The organism is Paraburkholderia sp. GAS333, assembly GCF_050435665.1.
GTDB lineage: Bacteria > Pseudomonadota > Gammaproteobacteria > Burkholderiales > Burkholderiaceae > Paraburkholderia > Paraburkholderia fungorum_A.
On sequence record NZ_JBNDKS010000002.1, the window covers coordinates 641,362 to 663,122 of the forward strand.

Sequence of the window (21,761 nt, forward strand, 5' to 3'; positions counted from 1 at the left end):
CGCGAACGGTTGCAACAGACGTGCGAGTCGTGAGCGTCGCGGAAGTTTCGGCGATCTTCAGAGGCCTTATTCGGATTCTGCAGACGCTAAGGCTTGGGGTTGCCGGAGTCGGTTGGAGCGGGGGCGGCCGCAGGGGCCGCATCGACCGTAGCAGCCTGGGGAGTGGCAGGTGACATGCCGGCAGAATCCGCCGGCATGGCGGATGCGGCGTCCTTGCCGGTTTCATTTGCCCCTTCATTGCCGTTGTCATTGGCACCGGCACCGGCACCGGCAGCAGCACCAGCACCAGCACCAGCACCAGCACCAGCACGGCCATCGGGCGAACCCGTCTCGTCGATGTTCAATTTGCCGCGCCATACCAGTTCGAACTGCGTGCCATTCGGTTCCGTTTGAACGATGCGCGCGGGCAGCCAGCCGAGCGATGGTGCAAGCCACACGTCGATGCGTCGCAGGTCGCCGTCATGCCGGGGCAGGCGTTTGAAATGACGCGTTTCCAGATAGCCCTGGTCGGTGCGGATGGTTTCGTCGCCAATCGTCTCGACCGGCCAGTTTTCGCCGCTATTGTTGTCGACCACGAAGAACTGTCGCGTCACGCCCGGTTTGTACGCGGACGGATCGCCGCGCACCAGGCTCGCGAGCTGCATCACCATGCTGAAGCGGTCTTGCGCGCCGTCGGGCAGCGGCAGCGTGTCCGGGGTCCGCGTAAAGCCGATTTTCTTGTCCGTGCGATTGAAGATCGCGATGTCTTCCGCGCGACGACCGCGTTTCTCGCTGTACTGGTCCGGCGCGAGGCCGAAGGCATCAATACGGCCGCGGCTCGAGTAGACGAATGGACCGACGAAAGGCAGCGGCACGGACACGATCATTTCGTAGCCTTTCGCGTTGCTGGTCCAGTGGATCGTACCGGGCGCATTGCGCACGCCGTTGTAAAACGTGTCGTACTGCATTTCAGCCGATGGCGGAACGGAAAACTTCACGCCGGACGACGCCTGAGGCGCGCTAGCCGCAACAGGCGCGCTTGCGGCTCCCGCACTGGCGTTGGCGCCCGGGTTAGCGGTGTTGGCCGTTCCCGCAGCACTGGCTGCGACGTCGGATGCCGCCGTTGGCGGCTGCGCCTGCTTTTCCTCGTGTGCAGGCTGAAGCGCGGTCAGTACATGCTCGCGCGGCGGACTTGTAGCCGCTTTGCGCGCAGGCGCAGGAGCCGGCGCCGGTTGCACAGCGGCGGCGGGTTTGCTTTCGACACGCTCGGGTGTCAGCAGTTTGACCTGCACCGGCACGCGCTCGTTATCCGGCGGATTAAGCGACGCCCGATTGTGCTCGAACCATTGTGCGGCGATCCAGTGCACGACGACCACGGTCGCCAGCACAGCGGCCCAACGCCACGCGCGCGAACCGCGCCCTGACTCGCCGGGCGGCGGGCTATCGGAGCGGGAGCGGCGGGGGGCGGAGGCTGCGGCCATCGGCGAGTGAATGTGTATTGGAGAACGTGGTCTGGACGGGAGCGAATACGAGAAGCACGACAAGCGATCAAACGAACCGGTTCGACCGTCACGCCGCAAACGATGTTCCTCGAACTCCGGCGATCCCCGGCCTCAAAAGCCTTACATCACCTGTCTTCGCAGCGGGGCGTCGCACTATACCCCAGCTCGTACGACAGCTTTTGCGCGCATTCCCGCAAAGCCAGATCGATCTCACCGCCCCAGCGAATATCGAATGCGCCTTCGTGTCCCAGCGCGACGAGACCCATCGCAAGCTCGCCCGTCGAATCGAACACGGGCATGCAGAACGCGTGAATGGTCGGCAGCAACATACCTTCGACGCGCGCCGCTTCGTGCTCGCGCACCTGGGCCAGCACTTTGCCGACCTCATCATGCGTGCGTGGTCCGTTCATATGCGCCGACCGGCGTGAATCCGTCAGTTCACGTTCGAGCATCGCGGCCGTCTTGCTTGCGGGCAAATACGCGGCGAACAGCAGGCCGGTCGCGGAGCTGAGCAGCGGCATCACATCGCCGAGTTTCAGCGACGCCTTCGCGGGATGACTCGACTCCATCCAGTGGACCATGGTCGGCCCCTGATTGCCCCATACCGCGATTCCCACGGTGAGATCGAGCCGGTCGCGCAATTCGGCAAGCGCGATGCGCGCGAGTTTCACGCCGTCGACGCGTGCGAGCCGCGCGAGTCCCAATTGCAGCGCAAAGCCGCCGAGTTCATAGCGGCCCGACAGCGGATCTTGCGACACGACGCCAAGCCGCAGAAAGCTCACCAGATAACGGTGCGCCTTCGCCGGACTCATCCCCGCGCGCTGCGCGAGATCGCGCAGCATCATCGCGCGAGGTTCGTGGGTCAGCACGTCGAGCAACCTGAACCCGACCTCGATCGACTGAATGCCCGAACGCAACTTCTCTTCGCCGGAGTCGGCGCTGTCGTCGTCGGCTTCGGGGGCGTCGAGCGGTTCAGCGGAGTCGGTATCGGTACGGATCGCGCCGGAGCGGGCAGTTGGAGGCATGAGCGAGGCGCAGCAAGCGCGTTCAGAAGCAGTGAAAGAAGTGAATGACGACGCGCCCGCCGAAAACCCTCACCCACTTGGGCCGCGCCGATTCACCATCGTAGAATAGATTCCCTCCATCGTCACTAACACGGTTCACTCCCCTATGAAACTTGCCACGCTGAAGGACGGCACGCGCGACGGCCAACTGATCGTCGTGTCCCGCGACCTGCATACCGCGGCCATCGCCGACGCGATCGCGCCCACCATGCAGCGCGTGCTCGACGACTGGGCCTTCTACGCGCCGCAACTGCACGACCTGTACGACGCGCTCAACCAGGGCCGCGCGCGCAACACCTTCGCGTTCGACGCGCGGGAGTGCATGGCGCCGTTGCCGCGCGCATTCCAGTGGGCCGACGGCTCGTCGTACGTGAATCATGTGGAACTCGTGCGACGTGCGCGCGGCGCGGAAATGCCGCCCGAGTTCTGGACCGATCCGCTGATGTACCAGGGCGGCAGCGACGACTTCATCGGACCGAAAGACGACGTGCTGTGCGCATCCGAAGCGTTCGGTATCGACTTCGAAGCGGAAGTCGCCGTGATCACCGGCGACGTGGCGATGGGCGCGACGCCCGACCAGGCGCTGAGAAGCGTGCGCCTGATCACGCTGTGCAACGACGTGTCGCTGCGCAATCTGATTCCCGCCGAACTCGCGAAGGGCTTCGGCTTTTTCCAGAGCAAGCCGGCCACGTCGTTTGCGCCGGTCGCGGTGACGCCCGATGAACTCGGCGAACACTGGCGCGAAGGCCGCGTGCATCGTCCGATGATCGTGCATTGGAACAACAAGAAAGTCGGCCAGCCGGATGCCGGCACCGACATGGTGTTTCACTTCGGCCAACTGATCTCGCACGCCGCGAAAACGCGCAACCTGCGCACGGGCGCGATCGTCGGCTCGGGCACGGTGTCGAACAAGGACGCGAAACGCGGCTACTGCTGTATCGCCGAGAAGCGCTGCCTCGAAACCATCGAGCACGGTGCGCCGCAAACCGAGTTCATGAAGTTCGGCGATACGGTGAAGATCGAAATGTTCGACGAAGCGGGCAAATCGATTTTCGGTTCGATCGATCAGAGCATCGCGCCGCTGGATTGAAGCATCAGGGACGTGCGGAGCGCGGCATGAGACTGCGCCCGTATGTGCCGAAGCCGGCAGAAGCGAAGGGTTTCGCCCGATGCCGTTGGCATTGCGCGCCGCTACACTGACTGGCGCAGCGCGATAGAGGGGTGATTGGAGGCCTGCGCTGAGCTTGCGCGTAAGACCCGGCCTCACGCAGTGAAGCCTGTAAATCACGCAGGGGCCGGGCAAGAGAAACATGGCCTGAACCACGGCCACACAACAAGCAATGCTCAAGCAGCGTATCGGCAGCAGATCAAAACGAAAAACCGACGTGAGGAGACAGGCATGCCGCGATTTGAACGATCCACCGAACCGGGAAAGCGGCGCGCTCGCGCGTCGCATGTGAAGCAAAGCGCATCGGACGCCCGGTTCGCAAAACGTGCCGCCGCGTTGGGCATTTCGCTCGCGGGCGCTCTGGCTGGCGCATTACCCGCTGTCGCACTTGCCCAGGTCAAGATCGGCCTCGTGCTCTCGTTGACCGGACCCGCTGCGTCGCTCGGCATTCCCGCTCGCGACACAGTCGCGCTGCTGCCCAAACAGATCGGCGGCCAGACGGTCGAATACATCGTGCTCGACGACGCGTCCGACACCACGCAAGCCGTGCAGGACACCAAGAAGCTGATCTCCGAAAATCACGTCGACGCGATCATCGGTTCGTCGATCACGCCGAATTCGCTGGCGATGATCGACGTGGTAGCCGAAGGTGAGACGCCGATGATCTCGCTGGCGTCGTCCGCGAAAATCATCGAGCCGGTGGATGCAAAACGTCACTGGGTTTTCAAGACCCCGCAGACCGACGCGATGATGGCGTCCGCGATCGCCGAACACGCGAGCACGCACAACGTCAAAACCATCGCGTTCATCGGCCAGGCCGACGCGCTCGGCGAGACCTTCTACGCCGAGGTCGCCAAGTTTGCGAAACTGCATCACATCGACATGGTGGCGAGCGAGCGCTTCAATCGCACGGACCCGAGCGTCACCGGCCAGGTTCTGAAGATTCTCGCGACGCATCCCGACGCGGTGGTGGTCGGCGCGGCCGGCACACCCGCCGCGCTGCCGCCGAAGACGCTTCGCGAGCGTGGCTATAAGGGCTTGATCTATCACAATCATGGCGTCGGCAATAACGACTTCCTGCGCGTATGCGGCGCTGATTGCAACGGCACGTTCCTGCCCGCGAGTCCGGTGCTGGTCGCCGCGCAATTGCCCGCGGATCATCCGGCGAAACGGCTCGCGCTCGACTACATCGCGCGCTTCGAAGCGCAGCATGGAGCGGGCAGCGTGTCGGCGTTCGGTTCCTACACGTGGGACGCGGGCGTGCTGCTCAATCATGCGGTGCCGATTGCGTCGAAAGCGGGCGCGCCCGGCACGCCAGAGTTTCGCCGCGCATTGCGCGACGCGCTCGAAACAACCCAAGGTCTCGCGGATACCAACGGCGTCGTCAACATGAGCGCCACCGATCACCTCGGCCTCGATCAACGGGCGCGCGTGATGGTCGAAATCAGCAACGGGAAGTGGGTTTATCAGCCGCGTTAATCAGCTTTAACGAGCGCGAACGCGCGGCTCTCGACCCCGGTTCAACAGTTTCAGCGACACACGGATTGCTCATCATGTCTCACGCACCCTCTTCTTCTGCGCAGCATGGCAACGACGCGTATTACGCGCGCTATCAATCGCTTCAGTTGCACCGGCATCCGCACGGCGTGCTCGAAGTCGTGATGAACGGCGAGGGCGCGAACAAAAGCGGCCTCGCCACCGCCAACGCGCGCATGCATTTCGAACTCGCCGAAATCTGGCGCGACATCGACCGCGATCCCGACACGCGCGTCGCGATCATTCGTGGCGAAGGTAAAGGTTTTTCGGCGGGTGGCGATCTGCAACTGGTCGAAGACATGGCGACCGATTTCGACGTGCGCGCCCGCGTGTGGCGTGAGGCGCGCGACCTGGTCTACAACGTGATCAACTGCAGCAAACCGATCGTCTCGGCGATGCACGGCCCGGCGGTCGGCGCGGGGCTTGTCGCCGGATTGCTTGCAGACATCTCGATTGCAACGAAGACAGCGCGAATCATCGACGGTCATACGCGGCTCGGCGTGGCCGCCGGCGATCATGCGGCGATCGTCTGGCCGCTTTTGTGCGGCATGGCAAAAGCGAAGTACTACCTGCTGCTGTGCGAACCGGTGAGCGGCGAAGAGGCGGAGCGTATCGGCCTCGTGTCGCTCGCCGTCGACGAAAACGATTTGCTGCCCAAAGCATTCGAGGTCGCGCAGAAGCTGGCCAACGGCTCGCAAACGGCGATTCGCTGGACCAAATACGCACTGAACAACTGGCTGCGCTCGGCGGGCCCCGCGTTCGATACCTCGCTCGCGCTGGAATTCATGGGCTTTGCGGGCCCGGACGTTCGCGAAGGCGTGAACTCGCTGCGCGAACGTCGCGCACCAGATTTCGGCGTAGCCGACCCTTGGCGCGACGCGCCGCAAACGCCGTCCGCAGGCGACTCGGCGAGTGGCGAGCGGTCCTGATCGCGCGTGTCGCACGGTATGATTGAAGTGGACCCAGATCGAAGCCAGGCCGGGTCTGGCTCGACATCGAGCAGAACCCGAACCTGAATCAGACGCGCGCGGGACGGCGCTCACCTTCCCCTTATGCAGCGAGGCGACAAGCATGACCGACACGACTAATTCCACGCCGCCGTTTCCCGGCTTTCCTGGTTTTCCGCCCGCTGAAATGCTCGAACGCATGTGGGGCATGATGCGGATGTCGCCGTTCGGCTCGGCCTTTCCCGGTGCGCAATCTGGCGGCAATCTCGGCCCCTCGCTGTCGATGATGTCGGACATGATGGCGCCGCTCACCAATGTCGAGGAACTCGACAAGCGCATCACCGACATGCGCGCGGTCGAGCAATGGCTCAAGCTGAATCTGAGCATGTTGCAGTCGGCGATCCAGGCGCTCGAAGTGCAACGCGCGACGCTCGCCACATTGCGTGCGTTTGGCGCTTTCGCGCAGTCGTCGATGTCGCAACCGGCTGCGGCCAATGCGCCGAGTCCTGCGCCGGCCACGGGCTGGCCGCATCCGGCGGCGCCTGCTGCTGAAACTGCTGCGCAGAGCGCGTCCGCATCTGAATCGACCGAAAACGACGAGGACGAAACGCCCGCCACGCCGCCATTCGACGCGTCTGCGTGGTGGAATCTGCTGCAATCGCAGTTCAATCAGATCGCGCAGTTCGCGGTGGCGCAGCCCGCAGCGGCGGCTGCGGCGGCTGCCGCGGCAACGGACTCGGCGGCGAACGCATCGGCAGCGGGCGGAGCGGCAGAGGAGCCGCCAGGCGAACCGGCGGCAAACGCGGAACCCGCAGCCAAACGGCCGACGGCAAAACGCGCGGCTTCATCGACCAAACGTAGCGCTAGCGCGTCAACCGCGAAAAAGTCTATTTAAGGGCAGGAATTAAAGGCGGTTCGGCAAGCCATGCAACGCGCGAAAAGTCCGTTGGGCCGACGTGACACAGAACGACAAAATCGCCGTCTGTCATGGTTTTGCCGTGAATTGTCCGCGACACTTGGCCCACTGCTCGCTTCATTGAGAAATGTCAATCGGGCGGCTCCTATAGGGCGGGTTCAGTAAAGGCCGCGTGCTATCATTGTGTAAGCTTTATTTGGCTTTTGGGCGTGCGCTGACAAGAACCAATCCAGCCGCCCTGTATCATTCGCCGCCGGTAACACCGGCGCAGGGCTGGACGGTGCGGTTTTCATCGCAGACTGGCTCGACCTCAGGCATAGGGTATCCCTCACCCACGGTTGGCCGCATCGCGCGTAACTTACGGTTAGGCGCGCTTGCGCAAACGCCCGGACTTCTTTGCTGCCTGGTGCATCTAGGCAGTGGATTACCGCGTAAAATCGAATGTTTGGCCGACGCAAGGTATGTTTCGTGCGTCGTCAGTTAAGTGCTAAACGTAGCAGACACACACAGTATGCGCAGAACAGGGGTGGGACTATGAACACCATGCTTTATCCGGAACTTTATAAATCGCTCGAATCCGTTCGATGGGACATGGAGAAAGACATTCCCTGGGACAAGTTCGATGCATCGCTATTGACCGACGAGCAGGCTGCGACGATCAAGATGAACGCGATCACCGAATGGTCGGCGTTGCCCGCCACGGAAATGTTTCTGCGTGACAACCATCATGACAGCGATTTCTCCGCGTTCATGAGCGTGTGGTTCTTCGAAGAACAGAAACATTCGCTGGTGCTGATGGAATATCTGCGCCGCTTCAAGCCGGAAATGTGCCCGACCGAAGAAGAGCTGCACGCAGTGCGCTTCGAGTTCGATCCGGCGCCGCCGCTCGAAACGCTGATGCTGCATTTCTGCGGCGAAATCCGTCTGAATCACTGGTATCGCCGTGCGGCAGAATGGCACACCGAGCCGGTCATCAAACAGATCTACGAAACCATTTCGCGCGACGAAGCGCGTCATGGCGGCGCGTATCTGCGCTACATGAAGAAGGCGATGTCGCAAACCGGCGACATCGCGCGCGCTGCATTCGCGAAGATCGGCGTGCTGATGGCATCGGCGCGTCGCACGGAGAAGCCGCTGCATCCCACGAATCTGCACGTGAATCAGGCACTGTTCCCGCGCGACACGATCCAGTCGCGTCTGCCCGATCCGGAATGGCTCGAGCGCTGGCTCGACGAACAGATCCGTTTCGACGACGGCTGGGAAAAGAAGGTGGTCGAACGCATTTTGCACAACCTGTCCATTCTGTTCGAGCGCACGTTCAACACCGCGCAGGAACTGAACCGTTATCGCAAGGAAGTGGTCGCGCGTTTGCAGGCCGAACAGAAGTCGAGCGAACAGCCGGCTTGATGTGTTCGGGTTCGTAATCCGGGGCGCGGGTTGCTTAGCTTCCACGCTCCCGGTGCGAACAGAATCAAGGTTTTGAGAACGGTCCGACAGGCGCGAGCTTGCCGGACCGTTTTGCTTGATACCGTCCACGCTGTATCGTGACGGCCACTTCTACTTATTTCTCACTCCGTCATGGCCGCAATTTTCGAACGCAAGATTCTTTCGCGCGATGCATTGGCGACGCTGCGCCCCACGCTCGACGCCCCTGTCGTGTTCACCAACGGCGTGTTCGACATCCTGCATCGCGGGCACGTGACGTATCTCGCCGATGCGAAGGCGCTCGGCGCATGTCTGATTGTCGGCGTGAATAGCGATGCTTCGGTGCGCATGCTCGGCAAGGGCGACGACCGGCCGATCAACAACGAAGCCGACCGGATGGCGCTGCTGGCCGCGCTGGAAAGCGTCGACTACGTGGTGTGCTTCGGCGAGAAAACGCCGGTCGATCTGATCTCGGCGCTGCGCCCGGATGTGCTCGTCAAAGGCGGCGATTACGATATGGATGCGTTGCCCGAATCCGCGATTGTGCGTGGGTGGGGCGGCAAGGCGCTGGCGATTCCGTTCGAGCATGATCGCTCGACCACGGCGCTGTTGAAGAAAGTGCGGACGCAGGGCTGAAGGCCGCCGCTTACGTTGTGCAACGAGCCTGAACGCGGTCAGGCTCCGCGAGTGTGACGGGCTTTTACTGCGCCAACTCCGACGCCGCGATCGGCACTGCAGGCGCCGGTCCGCCGACAACCGGTTGATCGGCCGCTTCGGCAGCCGTGACCGGCTGCACTTTCAACCACTCCGAATTCACCTGCCGGTTCAGATGATTCGGCTCGCGTCCGCCCGCCGTGGGCGACGGGCCGAAAACGCCGCGCACCGCGACGAATGCCAGCACGTTGGCAAGAAACAGGATGGCGATCGGCCAGCGAAGCATTGTGGGTTTTCCCAGTCCAAAAAAGTTGAGCCGTCGCTATCTATCCCGATAGCGGGGCGCCATTCAGGCGTCGTGGTCCTGCGCGTGCGCGGCGGCAATCAGCGCCAGGCCGGACAGCACCAGCGAATCGTGGCGAGTATGCGGCACTTTGAGCGCGCTCGCCACTTCATCCACGGCACCGCCGCTGACTACCAGACGCACCGAAACCTGCCATTCATCCTGGAGGTCGCGCCACATCCGTTCGATCAAACCGGCCTGCGCGAGCGTGCAACCCGCCGACAGCGAACGCGGCGTGTCGGTTGCGAAAAACGGCCCGCGGCGCGGCGATTCAGATGCGCCCGACGTGCCCGCAGTGCCGAGCAGACCGCGCGCCGCGCTGGCGTCGAGCGTCGGCAGTTGCGCAGTGTGCTCGCCGAGCGAGCGCATCATCAAGGTCCAGCCGGGCGCGATCAGGCCGCCGACGAAACAGCCGTCCGCGCGCAATGCTTCGAGCGTGGTCGCGGTGCCGAACGTCGCAATCAGCAGATGCTCGCCCGGAAACGCGGCGCGCGCGCCGATCATGCCCGCCCAGCGATCGCTGCCGAGCGCGTGCGGCGTGGTGTAACTGTTGGTCACGCCGCATTGCTGGGCGCGGGCGCGGATCGTCGTGAGCGGCAGTTGCGGCCAGCGCGCGTCGAGCAACGCAGCGATGCGCGCCGCGACCTGTTCGCCCGCGACATTCGAGAGCCACGCGCCGCACGGCATCGGCAGATTCGACCAGGCGGGACGATCGTCGCCGCCATGCGTCAGCGCGCCGGACGCGAGTTGCGCGCCGTCCGCGTGGACCATCGCCCATTTGATCCGGCTATTGCCCGCATCGATCAGCAGATAAGGCGCGCCGCTCGTCATGCAGCACCGTCGGCCAGACGCAGCGAAACATCGCCGGTAGCGATCGTCTGACGGCCGGTGGCCGTGTCGAGCAGCAATTGACCGCGTTCGTCGACACCCGCCGCCACGCCGCGCGCGAGTTCTTCACCTTGTTCCAGCAACACGACTTCGCGGCCCGCGTATGCATGCACCGCGTTCCAGCGAGCCTGGAACGGCGCGAAGCCTTCCGCGCCGAAGCGCTGCAGCGCGGGTTCGAGCGCGTTGAGTTCGGCGGCGAGCGTGTCGGTGAGGTTGGCGTTCGGCAGCGCGCGTTGCAGCGCGGTCGGCACCGTGCCGCGCGCCTGCGGCGGAGCGGCGGCGTTCAGCGCGCCGACTTTGGCCGCGAGTTCGTCCGCGCCCTTCACATTGGTGCCGATGCCGATCACGACGGCGCTCGCGTCGTCGGTGCTCCACGCAGTTTCGATCAGGACGCCGGCCAGCTTGTCGCCTTCGAGCAGCACGTCGTTCGGCCATTTCAGCGCGATCTGACCGGGACCGGCGACCGGCAGCGAGCGCAAGCCGTCGACCAGCGCGACGCCCACGGCAAGGCTCAGCCCCGCCAGTCCTTCGAGCGGACGCGGCAGCACGCACGCCACCGAAAACAGCAGCGCATTGCCCGGCTCCGCATACCACGGACGACCGCGCCGTCCACGCCCGGCGGTTTGCAGATACGCGACCCGCACGATCGGCCGCGGCAGCGCGTTCGCTTTACGCGGCAGCGCCTTGACGCGCGCCATCAGGTCGGCGTTGGTCGAGCCGGTTTCCTCGACGATTTCGATCGGCCAGTCGTGCGCGTGCGCGCCGAACAGCGCGACGGCGCGTTCACGGTCGATACGCCAGTCGGCGCCGTTGTCAGCGGAAGCAGCGGCTGCCGCGCCTGGGGAGGGAGTCTTGGAAGCATTCATGGCTCATATTGTAGCGACAGCCAACCCTATGGGGTTTTGAGCACGGCCCATCCGCCGCGCCTTCGTTACAATGGCCCCTAATCCGATAACCAGATTCTCGCGATCCTTGAACTACGACACTCCGCCCGGCCTTGAAGTCGCGGCAGGCAGCCAAGGCAAGATCGTCCGGCTCTCGGGCCAGTGGACGGCGCTCGCGCTCGCTCGCGACAAGGCCACCGGGCACGTGATTCCGCAGTTGCGCTCGCTGGCCGGCGCCCAGGGCATCGGTGCGTGGGACCTGTCGCGCATCACGCGGATGGACCACGTCGGCGGACAGGCACTGTGGCGCGTGTGGGGCCACAAGATGCCCCCGGACACCGAACTCACCGATACGCAGCGCGACATTTTCGAGCGCATCGCGTTGCTCGACACGGTGCGCGAAAAAGCCGAACCGGTCGTCAAGTTCGATCCGTTCACGCGTCTCGGTCTCGCGATCTTCTCGTTCTTCGAACACCTGTACGGCGGCGTGAGCATGCTCGGGCGCGTGGTGCTCGATCTGTTCGCGATCCTGCGCAATCCGAAAATCACGCCGTGGACCGAAATCTCGGCGAACGTGTACAACGCCGGCGCCCGCGCGTTGCCGATCACCGCGCTGGTCGCGTTTCTGATCGGCATCGTGCTCAGCTATCTGTCGGCGCAGCAATTGCGGCTCTTCGGTGCGAACCAGTTCATCGTCAACATTCTCGGGCTGGCGGTGATTCGCGAACTCGGGCCCGTGCTCTCGGCGATTCTGGTGGCGGGGCGGTCGGGCTCGGCGATCACCGCGCAAATCGGCGTGATGCGCGTGACCGAAGAACTCGACGCAATGCGCGTGATGGGCATCCCGCACGGGCTGCGGCTGATCCTGCCGCGCGTGCTTGCGCTTGGTGTGGCGATGCCGCTACTGGTGATGTGGACCAACGTCATCGCGTTGACCGGGGGTGCGCTCGCAGCCAAGGTGGTGCTCGGCATCGACATGAGCTTTTTCGCGCGCGCGCTGCCGGGCGTGGTGCCGGTCGCGAATCTTTGGATCGGCCTGGGCAAGGGCGTCGCGTTCGGCATGCTGATCGCGATCGTCGGCTGTCACTTCGGTTTCCGTATCAAGGCCAATTCGCAGAGTCTCGGCGAAGGCACGACGACCTCGGTGGTGACCTCGATCACCATCGTGATTCTCGCGGACGCGGTGTTCGCAATCCTCTTCCAGAATGTGGGGCTAGGATGATCGCGCCACTCACTCAGGCCGTACGCGGCCAGCCGATGCCGTGCATCGCCGAGCCGGTGATCGAAGTCAACGACATCACCAAGCGCTACGGGCGCAACATCGTGCATCAGCATCTGAGTCTGGACGTGCGGCGCGGCGAGATCATGTCGATCGTCGGCGGCTCGGGTTCGGGCAAGACCACGCTGGTGCGGCAGATTCTCGGTCTCGAGAGTCCGTCGTCCGGCACCATCAAACTGTTCGGCGAAGACCTCTCGACCATCTCGCCGGAAACCGCGCTGCTGATGCGCAGCCGCTCCGGCATGCTGTTCCAGCGTGGCGCGCTGTTCTCGTCGCTGTCGGTATTCGACAACATCGCGCAGCCGGTGCGCGAACTCGGCAAGGTGCCCGAAGACCTGCTGCGCGACATCGTGATGCTCAAGCTCGAAATGGTCGGACTGCCTTGCAAACACGCATCGAAGATGCCGTCGGCGCTGTCGGGCGGGATGGTCAAGCGGGTCGGCATTGCGCGCGCCATCGCGCTCGAACCCGAGTTGCTGTTCCTCGACGAACCGACGGCCGGCCTCGATCCGCAGGCGTCCGATGAATTCGTCGAACTGATCTCGGCGCTGCATCGCGCGCTGGGATTGACGGTGGTGATGGTCACGCACGACCTCGACACGATGATCGCGCTGTCCACCCGCGTCGCCGTGCTGGCCGACCGCAAGGTGCTGGTCGCCGCGCCGGTCGAAGAGGCGGCGGGTGTCGACCATCCGTTTATCCGGGAATATTTTCTCGGCCTGCGCGGGCGGCGCGCGTTGCAGGCGCTGCCGCCGGAGCGGCGCGCGAAGTTGCCGCGTGCCGCGCTAGAGACGGCATCGTCCGAATTGCCGCTGTGAACCTGGGAACCTGACAATGGAAAACAAAGCACACGCCTTCTGGGCCGGGCTCTTTACGGTCGTCCTGCTGGTGGCCATTGCGCTGGCGGCATTTTTGTTCAACGTCGACCGCTCCGTGCGGGTGCCGTACGATCTGATTGCGCGCACCAACGTTACGGGGCTGTTCGCCGACGCGGCGGTGCGCTATCGCGGCCTCGACGTGGGCAAGGTGCAGTCGATCAAATTCGATCCGGATCATCCGGGGCAGATTCTGGTCCGCATTCTCGTCGATACGCACGCGCCGATCACTCATTCCACGTTCGGCAGCCTTGGCTTCCAGGGCGTGACGGGCATCGCCTTTATTCAACTGGACGACAACGGGCGGGATCAGCGACCGCTGCCGTCGTCGATCCACGATGTCGCGCAGTTGCCGATGCGTCCCGGTCTGCTCGACCAGTTGCAGCAACGCGGCGACATCCTGCTGCGCAAGCTCGAAAAAGTCACCGACGACGTGAACAATATGCTGTCGCCGGAAATGGTCGCGCAGTTGCACGGCACGGCGGCCAGTATCCAGAAGGCGGCCGACGGCATCACCACGCTGACCCAGCAGATTTCGCCGGCCACCGGCAAGCTGCCCGCGACGATCGATCAACTCGATCGCACGCTCGCGTCGACCAACCAGCTGATCACCAGCCTGAACCGGCCGGATGGTCCGTTCGAGATGAATCTGAATAAGGTCGGCACGGCCGCGCAACAGGCCGGCGACGCGTTGGCGCAGATGAACGTGTCGGTGCAGGACCTGTCGGCGCGAGTCGGTTACGACACGCTGCCGCGCGTCAATTCGCTCGCCGACGACGTGCGCACGGCGGTTCGCTCGGTCGACCGCGCGGCGGACACGTTGAGCACCAACCCGCGTAGCCTGCTGTTTGGCGCGCCGCGCCCGGCGCCGGGTCCGGGCGAAGCGGGCTTCACGTGGCCGGCCGCGCACACGGCTCACTGAATCAACTGAATCACCGAATCACTGAATTTGAAGTTCGAACAAAGGAAGATCCCATGTCACGCTCGATTAACCGATTGTTGTCCACGAGCGCCGCGCTGGCGGTGATGCTCGCGTTCGGCGTGCTGGCCGCCGGTTGCGCGGGCACGCCGGCCGCGCTCGCGGACATTCGCTATGACTTCGGACCGCCGAATCCGGCGGCGTCGGCGGGCACGTTGCCGGCAGTGAAGGTGCTCGACGTGACCGCGCCCGAGACGCTCGAATCCGACCGGCTGGTGTATCGCCTCAGCTACGCCGACGCGCAGCAGACTGCGTCGTACGCGAACAGCCACTGGACCATGATGCCGTCGCAATTGCTGACCCAGCGTCTGCGTAATGCGCTCAGTTCGCGCGGCACGGTGCTGACGGGTTCCGACGGCGTGGCCGCGCCGGTGTTGCGGGTCGATCTGAGCCAGTTCGAGCAGGTGTTCGACAGTCAGGCGGAAAGTCACGCCGCGATCACCGCGCGTGTCACGCTGACGCAAAGCGGCAAGGTGCTGGGCCAGCGCACGTTCATCGCGCGCGCCCCGGCGAGTTCCGCCGATGCCGCCGGCGGCGCGCAATCGCTAGCCGCCGCCAGCGATGACCTCGTGTCGCAAATCGGCGCGTGGCTTGGCGTGCAGGCGCTGGTCGCCGCCCAATGACGGGCTGGCAGCGCACGCAACGGAGCGCTGCATGAGCGAACGACCCTGGCTGCGCCGGCCCTCGGCGCTGGCCCGGCAGGCGCTGCTGCTGTACGCCGCGCTGATCGTGTACGGTTCGTGGTATCCGTTTTCCGGCTGGCGCTCGCTCGGTCTCGCGCCGTTTGCCTATCTGTCCGATCCCATGCCGCAGTATCTGACGGCGTTCGACGTCGTCACCAACGTGCTCGGCTATATGCCGTTCGGCGCGTTGGTGGTGCTCGCGGTTTATCCGCGCTGGCGGGGCACGCTGGCGGTTGCGCTGGCGTTCGTGCTCGGCGGCATGCTGTCGGGCGTGATGGAAGCCGTGCAGACCTATCTGCCCACTCGCGTTGCCTCCAATCTCGATCTGGCCGCGAACGCGCTCGGCGCGTTGCTCGGTGCGGCGATGATGTCGCCTGCAACCGGCGCGCTGCTCGATCGCGGTCTGTTGCGACGCCTGCGGCTGCTGTGGTTCGAGCGCGACCGGCCCGCGCTGGCGTGCCTCGTGGCCGCATGGCCGTTTGCGACGATGTATCCCGCGCCGCGTCTGTTCGGGCTCGGCAACTGGCCGCGCGCGTTGTGGCTGCGTTTCGATTCGACCACGCAAGATGCGCTGCTCGCGTGGACGCCGCCGGGCTGGCACGTCGGCGCGTGGCCGGCGCTGGTCGCCGCATGGTTGCCCGACGACACGTGGGAAGCCGTCATCACCACGCTCAATCTGTTCGCCGCGCTGATGCTGGCTTCGTTGCCGGTCAGGCGTCATGCGCCGCGCGTGCGTCTGCTGATCCTTTTTATTCTGACCACCTTGTGCGTGAAAGCGGGCGCGACGTTCCTGCAATCGCAATCAGGCCTCGCATTCGATTGGGCGACCCCTGGCGCGCTGATGGGGCTGCTGGGCGGAACCGTTCTTGCGCTTCTGGCCTTGCCCTTGCGGCGCAGAGCACGCGGGCTGCTGGCTGGCGTAGCGCTGACGGTCGCGCTGGTGTTCGTCAACCTGCTGCCGGTGAATCCGTATTTCGATGTCGTGCTCGCTGACTGGCGACAAGGGCGTTATCTGCACTTCAACGGACTCGCGCACTGGCTCGCGTGGATCTGGCCTTATGCGGCGCTGGTGTGGATGGCGTACGTGGCCGAGCAGGCGTGGCTGAAGCGGCGCACAAAGCGGCCGTGAGTGCCGGAGAGTGCCGATCAGCGCTCACCGAAGCGCTCGCGAGCGGACTTTTCACCCACCTTCGCGCGGCCGACGCCGCTTGACCCCGCTCGCTATAATCGTTCGCACAACCGGCACGGCACCGTGCTTACAACGGCATTCCCCCACTCTTACACTCTCGCCCAAGACACCATGGACTCCTTCTACAAGTACCACGTCTTTTTCTGTCTCAATCAGCGGGACCCCGGCGCCGAGCGCCCGAGTTGCGCGAACTGCAACGCGCAGGAACTGCAGGAGTACGCGAAAAAGCGCGTGAAGAAACTCGGTCTCGCCGGCCCCGGCCAGGTGCGCATCAATAAGGCGGGGTGTCTGGATCGCTGCGAATTGGGACCGGCACTGGTCGTGTATCCGGAAGGCGTCTGGTACACCTACGTCGACGAAACCGATATCGATGAAATCGTCGACTCGCACCTTGCAAACGGCAAGATCGTCGAGCGTCTGAAAATCGATCAATAAGCCTCGAATATGAACGTTCACACGAAGAAGTATCTGATTGACGGCCCGGTCGGCAAGATCGAGGTCGCGCTGGATCTGCCCGACGAAATGCGCGAAAACGGCGCCGCGCCGCGCGGCATCGCGCTGGTCGCGCATCCGCATCCGCTGTTCGGCGGCACGATGGACAACAAGGTCGCGCAGACGCTCGCGCGCACGCTGACCGGCCTGAACTACGTGGTGTACCGGTCGAATTTTCGCGGCGTCGGTCAGACCGAAGGCGAGCACGACGCGGGCATCGGCGAGCGCGACGATCTGCGCGCCGTGCTCGATCACATGCGCGCCGAAGCCGGGCAGGGCGATCTGCCGCTCGTGCTTGCGGGCTTCTCGTTCGGCACCTTCGTGTTGTCGCACGTCGCCGCGAAGTTGCGCGAAGAAGGCGCGGCAATCGAGCGGATGGTGTTTGTCGGCACGGCGGCGAGCCGCTGGGAAGTCGCGCCGGTTCCTGACAACACGCTCGTCATTCACGGCGAAACCGACGACACCGTGCCCATTCAATCCGTCTACGACTGGGCACGGCCGCAGGAATTACCGGTTGTCGTGATTCCGGGGGCAGAACACTTTCTGCATCGCAAGCTGCATCTGCTGAAACGGATCATCGTCGACGCATGGCGTTAAGCCGTGCTCCGCGCGCGTTTTTCACGCTACAGGCCTGTAAAAACCAGACTTTATCGGTATGGCCCCAGCAAAGTTGGCGGAAATGCGCGCGTATAATGAGCGCTCTTTTTTGGGCGCAGCCCCGCCTGTCCGGCAGTTCGCGCGACGCGTAGTCTCATCTCGCGCGCAGCGGTGACGGATGCAGGGCGAACTGCGCGAACCGATCGCGTCGCCGGAAGTCCAAAGGGCGCCGCGCCGTTTTACGGCCAGACGCTCGCCGACCGGCTCTTCCAAACAATGCGCCCTGCGCGCGATGTATTTTTCCGCACGAATCGACCCTATGCGTTTCTCCACCACCGGCCGCACGTCAATCCCGTCAGTTGTTTCCTCCGCTCCCCACAAGCTTAGCCGCGCCGTCACCCTCGGCGCCGTGTTGACGGCAACCCTTGCCGCCAGCACCGCTTTTGCGCAAGTGCCGCCGCCGGCGGTCAACGCGCGTTCGTGGGTTCTGGTCGATGCCACCAGCAACCAGGTGCTCGCGTCCGGCAATGCCGACGAGCGCGTCGAACCGGCCTCGCTGACCAAGCTGATGACCGCGTATCTCGTCTTCGAAGCACTGCAGACGAAAAAGATCACGATGGACCAGACGGTGATGCCGAGCGAAGCGGTGCGTCGCGTGAAGACCGACGAATCGCGCATGTTCATCGAGGCGAACAAGCCGGTGACCGTGCACGACCTCGTGTACGGCATGATCATCCAGTCGGGTAACGACGCGGCGATCGCGCTGGCCGAACTGGTCGGCGGCAGCGAGTCGCAGTTCGTCGTGATGATGAACAACGAAGCGCAGAAGCTCGGCATGAAGCACACCCACTTCGCCGACGTGAACGGCATGCCCGACCCGCAGCACTACACGTCGGCGGGCGATCTGGCGATCCTGTCGGCGCGTCTGATTCGCGACTTCCCTGACTACTACAACATCTTCTCGGTCAAGGAATTCAAGTACAACAACATCAAGCAGCCGAACCGCAACCGTCTGCTGTGGATCGACCCGACCGTCGACGGCCTGAAGACCGGCCACACGCAAGCCGCCGGCTACTGCCTGATCGCGAGCGCAAAGCGTCCGCTGCCGGGCGCAACCGACGCGTCGCGCCGTCTCGTCTCGGTGATGATGGGCGAGACCAAGGAACACGACCGTGTGCAGGACAGCCTGAAGATGCTGAACTACGGCTACACCGCGTACGACACGGTGCGTCTGTACAAGGCGGGTCAGGTGGTCGGCACGCCGCGCGTGTACAAGGGCTCGCAGGACAGCGTGCAGATCGGCGTGAAGAGCGACCAGTACATCACCGTGCCGAAGGGCATGGCCGACAAGGTGAAGCCGCAGATCGACCAGGTCGACACGCTGATCGCGCCGATCGCGAACGGTCAGCAGGTCGGCACGGCGAAGCTGATCGCCGACGGCAAGGTGCTCGCGCAGTTCCCGGTGGTGGCGTTGCAGGCTGTGCCGCAAGCGGGCGTGGTCGGCCGCGTGTGGGATTCGCTGATGCTGATGTTCAACAAGAAGAAATAAGAGCCGGTTCGCAATGTCCGCAGCAGTTTCTGATGTGTCGCCAGATCCGATCGTTTATCTGAATGGCGAGTTGGTGCCGTTGTCCGAAGCGCGCGTGCCCGTTCTCGACCGCGGCTTTATTTTCGGCGACGGCATTTACGAAGTCGCGCCGCTGTATGCGCTCGAAGGCGGCCGCACGGCGTTCCGATTGCCGCAGCATCTGGCGCGGCTGGCCCGTTCGGTCGACAAGATCGGCATCGTCAATCCGTTTAGCGACGCCGGCTGGCGCGAGCTGATCGGCCGCGTGGTCGACGCGAACGAGGCCGACGGCAGTTTGTCCGCCGGTCAGGACGCAATTGCCTATATTCAGGTGACGCGCGGTGTCGCGAAGCGCGGCCACGCGTTCCCGGCCGGGATTCAGCCGACCGTGTTCGTGATGGTCACGCCGCTCAATCTGCCGGACGCCGCGCAGCGCGCGAAAGGCGTGCGTTGCGTGAGCGCCGAAGATCGCCGCTGGCTCAATTGCGATATCAAGTCGGTGTCGCTGCTGGGCAACGTGCTGATGGCGCAATTCGCCGCCGAAAACGACGCGTTCGAGACGATCCAGTTCCGCGACGGCATGCTGACCGAAGGGTCGTCGTCGAATGTGTGGATGGTGAAGGACGGCGTGCTGTCGGCGCCGCCGCGCAGCAACAAGATTCTCGAAGGGATTCGCTACGGGCTGATCGAAGAACTCACGGCCGACTGCGGCATCCGCTTCGAAGCACGTGAGATTGTCGAAGCCGAATTGCGTGCCGCCGACGAGATCATCGTCAGTTCGGCGACCAAGGAAGTGCTGCCGGTCACGCAACTCGACGGCCAGCCGGTCGGCGAGGGCAAGCCGGGCGCGGTCTTTGCGGCGTTGTACGCGGCGTATCAGCGAGCCAAGGTTAAGGAAGCGCAGCAAGCGCAGCAAGGAGCAACGAATGAATCAGCCGAACAACCCGAACGACTCACTGTTTGATTTTCCCTGCGATTTCCCGATCAAGATCATGGGCAAATCGCATCCGGAATTCGCCGAAACGATCGTGACGGTGGTCCGCCAGTTCGATAACGAAGTCGATGCATCGCGTGTGGAAACGCGTCCGTCCAGCGGCGGCAATTACACCGGGCTGACGGTCACCGTGCGCGCCACGAGCCGCGCGCATCTCGACGACATTTATCGCGCGCTGACCGGCCATCCGATGGTCAAAGTGGTGATGTAAAGCCTATGTATTACGGCGTGACGCGCAATGCTTCCGCCGACAGACCGGCGCCTGCCGAGGGACCTACCTCGCAGGCCCGGTCGAACAGTTTCTTGAAGCGCCCCACCTCGTCGAACACCCAGTCGTGAAACGCCTTGACCCGCGCGGTTTCGATCATTTGCGGCGGGCAGATGAAGTAGTACTGCCACGGGCTCGGGCCATCCACGTCGAATAGGCGTACCAGACGGCCTGCCGCGATTTCGTGCATGGCCAGCGAGCGGCGCGTGAGCGCGACCCCCTGGCCGTCGATGGCCGCCTGCAACAGATTCGACGAATCCTGATAAAGCACGCCGCGCTTCGGCTCCGGCCAGTCGGTGAGACCGGCGGCGTCGAACCACGGACGCCACAATTCGTCGTCGGAACGCAGTAGCGGGACTTTGGCGAGATCGGCTGGAACTTGCGGCAGTTTTCCGCCGTTGAAATTCGGCGAGCACGCCGGGAAGAAAATCTCCTCCAGCAGCAATTCCGCGTGCAGCCCCGAATATTTGCCGAAACCGAAGCGGATGGCCACGTCGACGTCGTCGCGCGCAAAGTCTGTCAGCGCATTGGTGGACAACAGTTCCAGATCCCATTGCGGATGCGCCTCGATGAAGCTGCCGATGCGCGGCGTCACCCAGCGCGCCGCGAACGACGACAGCATCGACACCACCAGCCGCCGCTCGCGGTCGCCGGCGCGGATTTCGCGAGTGGCATCGGCGAGCGCCATCAGCGCGGTGCGCACGTGCGTGGCATAGCGACGGCCGGTTTCGGTGAGCCGCACGCGCTTGCCGTCGCGCGCGAATAGCGACACGCCAAGCTCGGCTTCGAGCGCGCGAATCTGGTGGCTGACCGCGCCGTGCGTGACGAATAGCTCGTCGGCGGCGCGCGAAAAGCTTTCGTGCCGGGCGGCGGCTTCGAACGCCTTGATCGCGTTCAATGCGGGGAGTTGCCGGAGGTCCATCGCAATATTTCTCACATAGAGGTGAAAATAGATCGTTTTGCGTAAGTCCTTGCTACGCCTACGATTGTAGCCATCAAACGATTTTTGGCGAGGGCATCATGCGAGAAATTTCCTCTAGTATCGCCTTTGAAATTCGCACAGGCGAAACGCTTCCGTTGAAGGTGGCGCGCAGTACCAAACTGGTGGTGCATGGCGGCGCGGTCTGGGTGACGCGCAGCGACGACATTCACGATTACTGGCTGCAACCGGGGCATACGTTGCGGCTGCGGCGCGGCGAACGGCTGTGGTTGAGCGGCGAGGGCGTCGTCCCGGCGAAGATCGCGTTTTCGGTGCCGACGCGCTGCGACGAGCGCGCGTTGAACTGGCTCGCGCGGGTCGGCGAACGAATGGTGGCGCGGATGCGCGGAGGGTGGCGCACGGTTTGAGCATTCGCAGCGGGGCGGTTGGTAGGGGATGAGCGCGGCAGGGGCGAACACGGCGACGGCGACTTCAAGCGCCTCGCCTTGCCCGTGTCTGCTGTGTCTGCACCTGCATCTACACCGAGGCCAACGCCAACGGCCCTGACCTCGATCCGCACTTCTTGCGCAGCAGACGACGCCTCCGTATCAAG

23 protein-coding genes are annotated in these 21,761 nt (G+C 64.0%); 17 read left to right on the top strand and 6 right to left on the bottom strand.

Going from position 1 to position 21,761, the window contains the following annotated elements; all coding sequences use genetic code 11:
• Positions 1–86: 86 nt before the first annotated feature.
• Together ABH945_RS12060 and ABH945_RS12065 are read right to left on the bottom strand one after the other, a co-directional pair.
• On the bottom strand, positions 87–1,460 hold the full coding sequence (locus ABH945_RS12060) for a DUF3108 domain-containing protein (protein ID WP_429250668.1): 1,374 nt from the start codon (positions 1,458–1,460) through the stop codon (positions 87–89).
• A gap of 146 nt (positions 1,461–1,606) precedes the next feature.
• Entirely contained in the window at positions 1,607–2,506 is a 900-nt protein-coding gene (locus ABH945_RS12065) for an IclR family transcriptional regulator (RefSeq protein WP_074762835.1), read from the bottom strand.
• Between the two features lie 145 nt (positions 2,507–2,651).
• Here ABH945_RS12065 and ABH945_RS12070 point away from each other — a divergent pair, with 145 nt between their 5' ends.
• The 6 genes from ABH945_RS12070 (at position 2,652) to rfaE2 (ending at position 9,173) form a co-directional block, all read left to right on the top strand.
• On the top strand, positions 2,652–3,635 hold the full coding sequence (locus ABH945_RS12070; protein WP_074762836.1) for a fumarylacetoacetate hydrolase family protein: 984 nt from the start codon (positions 2,652–2,654) through the stop codon (positions 3,633–3,635).
• A 309-nt stretch (positions 3,636–3,944) separates the two neighbouring features.
• Positions 3,945–5,192 (top strand): ABC transporter substrate-binding protein, encoded by a 1,248-nt coding sequence (locus tag ABH945_RS12075; RefSeq protein WP_429250669.1) that lies wholly within the window; start codon positions 3,945–3,947, stop codon positions 5,190–5,192.
• A 74-nt stretch (positions 5,193–5,266) separates the two neighbouring features.
• Positions 5,267–6,178 carry an enoyl-CoA hydratase/isomerase family protein gene (locus ABH945_RS12080; protein ID WP_429250670.1) on the top strand — a complete coding sequence of 304 codons (912 nt, stop codon included), beginning with the start codon at positions 5,267–5,269 and terminating at the stop codon, positions 6,176–6,178.
• A 142-nt stretch (positions 6,179–6,320) separates the two neighbouring features.
• Positions 6,321–7,091 carry a PhaM family polyhydroxyalkanoate granule multifunctional regulatory protein gene (locus tag ABH945_RS12085; protein ID WP_429250671.1) on the top strand — a complete coding sequence of 257 codons (771 nt, stop codon included), beginning with the start codon at positions 6,321–6,323 and terminating at the stop codon, positions 7,089–7,091.
• A gap of 555 nt (positions 7,092–7,646) precedes the next feature.
• Positions 7,647–8,519: a ferritin gene (locus tag ABH945_RS12090; RefSeq protein ID WP_074762840.1), complete on the top strand. Its 873-nt coding sequence runs from the start codon at positions 7,647–7,649 to the stop codon at positions 8,517–8,519.
• A gap of 171 nt (positions 8,520–8,690) precedes the next feature.
• Positions 8,691–9,173 carry a D-glycero-beta-D-manno-heptose 1-phosphate adenylyltransferase gene (gene rfaE2, locus ABH945_RS12095; RefSeq protein ID WP_074762841.1) on the top strand — a complete coding sequence of 161 codons (483 nt, stop codon included), beginning with the start codon at positions 8,691–8,693 and terminating at the stop codon, positions 9,171–9,173.
• A 64-nt stretch (positions 9,174–9,237) separates the two neighbouring features.
• On the opposite strand, the gene ABH945_RS12100 is transcribed toward rfaE2, so the two are convergent.
• From ABH945_RS12100 to ABH945_RS12110, 3 genes are all read right to left on the bottom strand, one after another.
• Complete coding sequence (locus ABH945_RS12100) at positions 9,238–9,477, bottom strand: hypothetical protein (RefSeq protein ID WP_074762842.1); 240 nt, start codon at positions 9,475–9,477, stop codon at positions 9,238–9,240.
• Positions 9,478–9,540: 63 nt separating this feature from the next.
• Positions 9,541–10,365: a type III pantothenate kinase gene (locus tag ABH945_RS12105; protein WP_429250672.1), complete on the bottom strand. Its 825-nt coding sequence runs from the start codon at positions 10,363–10,365 to the stop codon at positions 9,541–9,543.
• Positions 10,362–11,288, bottom strand: a complete 927-nt coding sequence (locus ABH945_RS12110) for a biotin--[acetyl-CoA-carboxylase] ligase (protein ID WP_429250673.1) — start codon at positions 11,286–11,288, stop codon at positions 10,362–10,364. Before ABH945_RS12110 ends, ABH945_RS12105 begins: the two co-directional genes overlap by 4 nt.
• A 106-nt stretch (positions 11,289–11,394) precedes the next feature.
• On the opposite strand from ABH945_RS12110, the gene ABH945_RS12115 reads away from it, so the two are divergent.
• From ABH945_RS12115 to ABH945_RS12160, 10 genes are all read left to right on the top strand, one after another.
• Positions 11,395–12,528 carry an MlaE family ABC transporter permease gene (locus ABH945_RS12115; RefSeq protein ID WP_074762845.1) on the top strand — a complete coding sequence of 378 codons (1,134 nt, stop codon included), beginning with the start codon at positions 11,395–11,397 and terminating at the stop codon, positions 12,526–12,528.
• Positions 12,525–13,403: an ABC transporter ATP-binding protein gene (locus ABH945_RS12120; RefSeq protein WP_074762846.1), complete on the top strand. Its 879-nt coding sequence runs from the start codon at positions 12,525–12,527 to the stop codon at positions 13,401–13,403. The genes ABH945_RS12115 and ABH945_RS12120 overlap by 4 nt, the downstream gene beginning before the upstream one ends.
• 16 nt (positions 13,404–13,419) lie before the next feature.
• Positions 13,420–14,382, top strand: a complete 963-nt coding sequence (locus ABH945_RS12125) for an MlaD family protein (protein WP_429250674.1) — start codon at positions 13,420–13,422, stop codon at positions 14,380–14,382.
• Positions 14,383–14,435: 53 nt separating this feature from the next.
• A complete protein-coding gene (locus ABH945_RS12130) occupies positions 14,436–15,062 on the top strand; it encodes an ABC-type transport auxiliary lipoprotein family protein (RefSeq protein ID WP_429250675.1) in 627 nt (208 codons plus the stop codon).
• A gap of 31 nt (positions 15,063–15,093) precedes the next feature.
• Positions 15,094–16,251, top strand: coding sequence for a VanZ family protein (locus ABH945_RS12135; protein ID WP_074762849.1), 1,158 nt, complete (start codon positions 15,094–15,096; stop codon positions 16,249–16,251).
• Positions 16,252–16,422: 171 nt separating this feature from the next.
• Positions 16,423–16,746: a (2Fe-2S) ferredoxin domain-containing protein gene (locus tag ABH945_RS12140; RefSeq protein WP_074762850.1), complete on the top strand. Its 324-nt coding sequence runs from the start codon at positions 16,423–16,425 to the stop codon at positions 16,744–16,746.
• Positions 16,747–16,755: 9 nt separating this feature from the next.
• The gene (locus ABH945_RS12145; RefSeq protein ID WP_429250676.1) at positions 16,756–17,400 is read left to right on the top strand and encodes an alpha/beta hydrolase; all 645 of its coding nucleotides are present in this window, start codon (positions 16,756–16,758) and stop codon (positions 17,398–17,400) included.
• 319 nt (positions 17,401–17,719) lie between these two features.
• Complete coding sequence (locus tag ABH945_RS12150; RefSeq protein WP_429250677.1) at positions 17,720–18,949, top strand: D-alanyl-D-alanine carboxypeptidase family protein; 1,230 nt, start codon at positions 17,720–17,722, stop codon at positions 18,947–18,949.
• A 13-nt stretch (positions 18,950–18,962) separates the two neighbouring features.
• Entirely contained in the window at positions 18,963–19,931 is a 969-nt protein-coding gene (locus ABH945_RS12155; RefSeq protein ID WP_429250678.1) for a D-amino acid aminotransferase, read from the top strand.
• Positions 19,894–20,172 carry a DUF493 family protein gene (locus ABH945_RS12160; protein WP_074762853.1) on the top strand — a complete coding sequence of 93 codons (279 nt, stop codon included), beginning with the start codon at positions 19,894–19,896 and terminating at the stop codon, positions 20,170–20,172. The genes ABH945_RS12155 and ABH945_RS12160 overlap by 38 nt, the downstream gene beginning before the upstream one ends.
• 10 nt (positions 20,173–20,182) lie before the next feature.
• Here the strand turns inward: ABH945_RS12160 and ABH945_RS12165 are convergent, their stop codons facing one another.
• Positions 20,183–21,151 carry a transcriptional regulator GcvA gene (locus ABH945_RS12165; RefSeq protein ID WP_429250679.1) on the bottom strand — a complete coding sequence of 323 codons (969 nt, stop codon included), beginning with the start codon at positions 21,149–21,151 and terminating at the stop codon, positions 20,183–20,185.
• Positions 21,152–21,249: 98 nt separating this feature from the next.
• On the opposite strand from ABH945_RS12165, the gene ABH945_RS12170 reads away from it, so the two are divergent.
• Positions 21,250–21,576: a DUF2917 domain-containing protein gene (locus ABH945_RS12170; RefSeq protein WP_074762855.1), complete on the top strand. Its 327-nt coding sequence runs from the start codon at positions 21,250–21,252 to the stop codon at positions 21,574–21,576.
• The last annotated feature ends 185 nt before the right edge of the window (positions 21,577–21,761 follow it).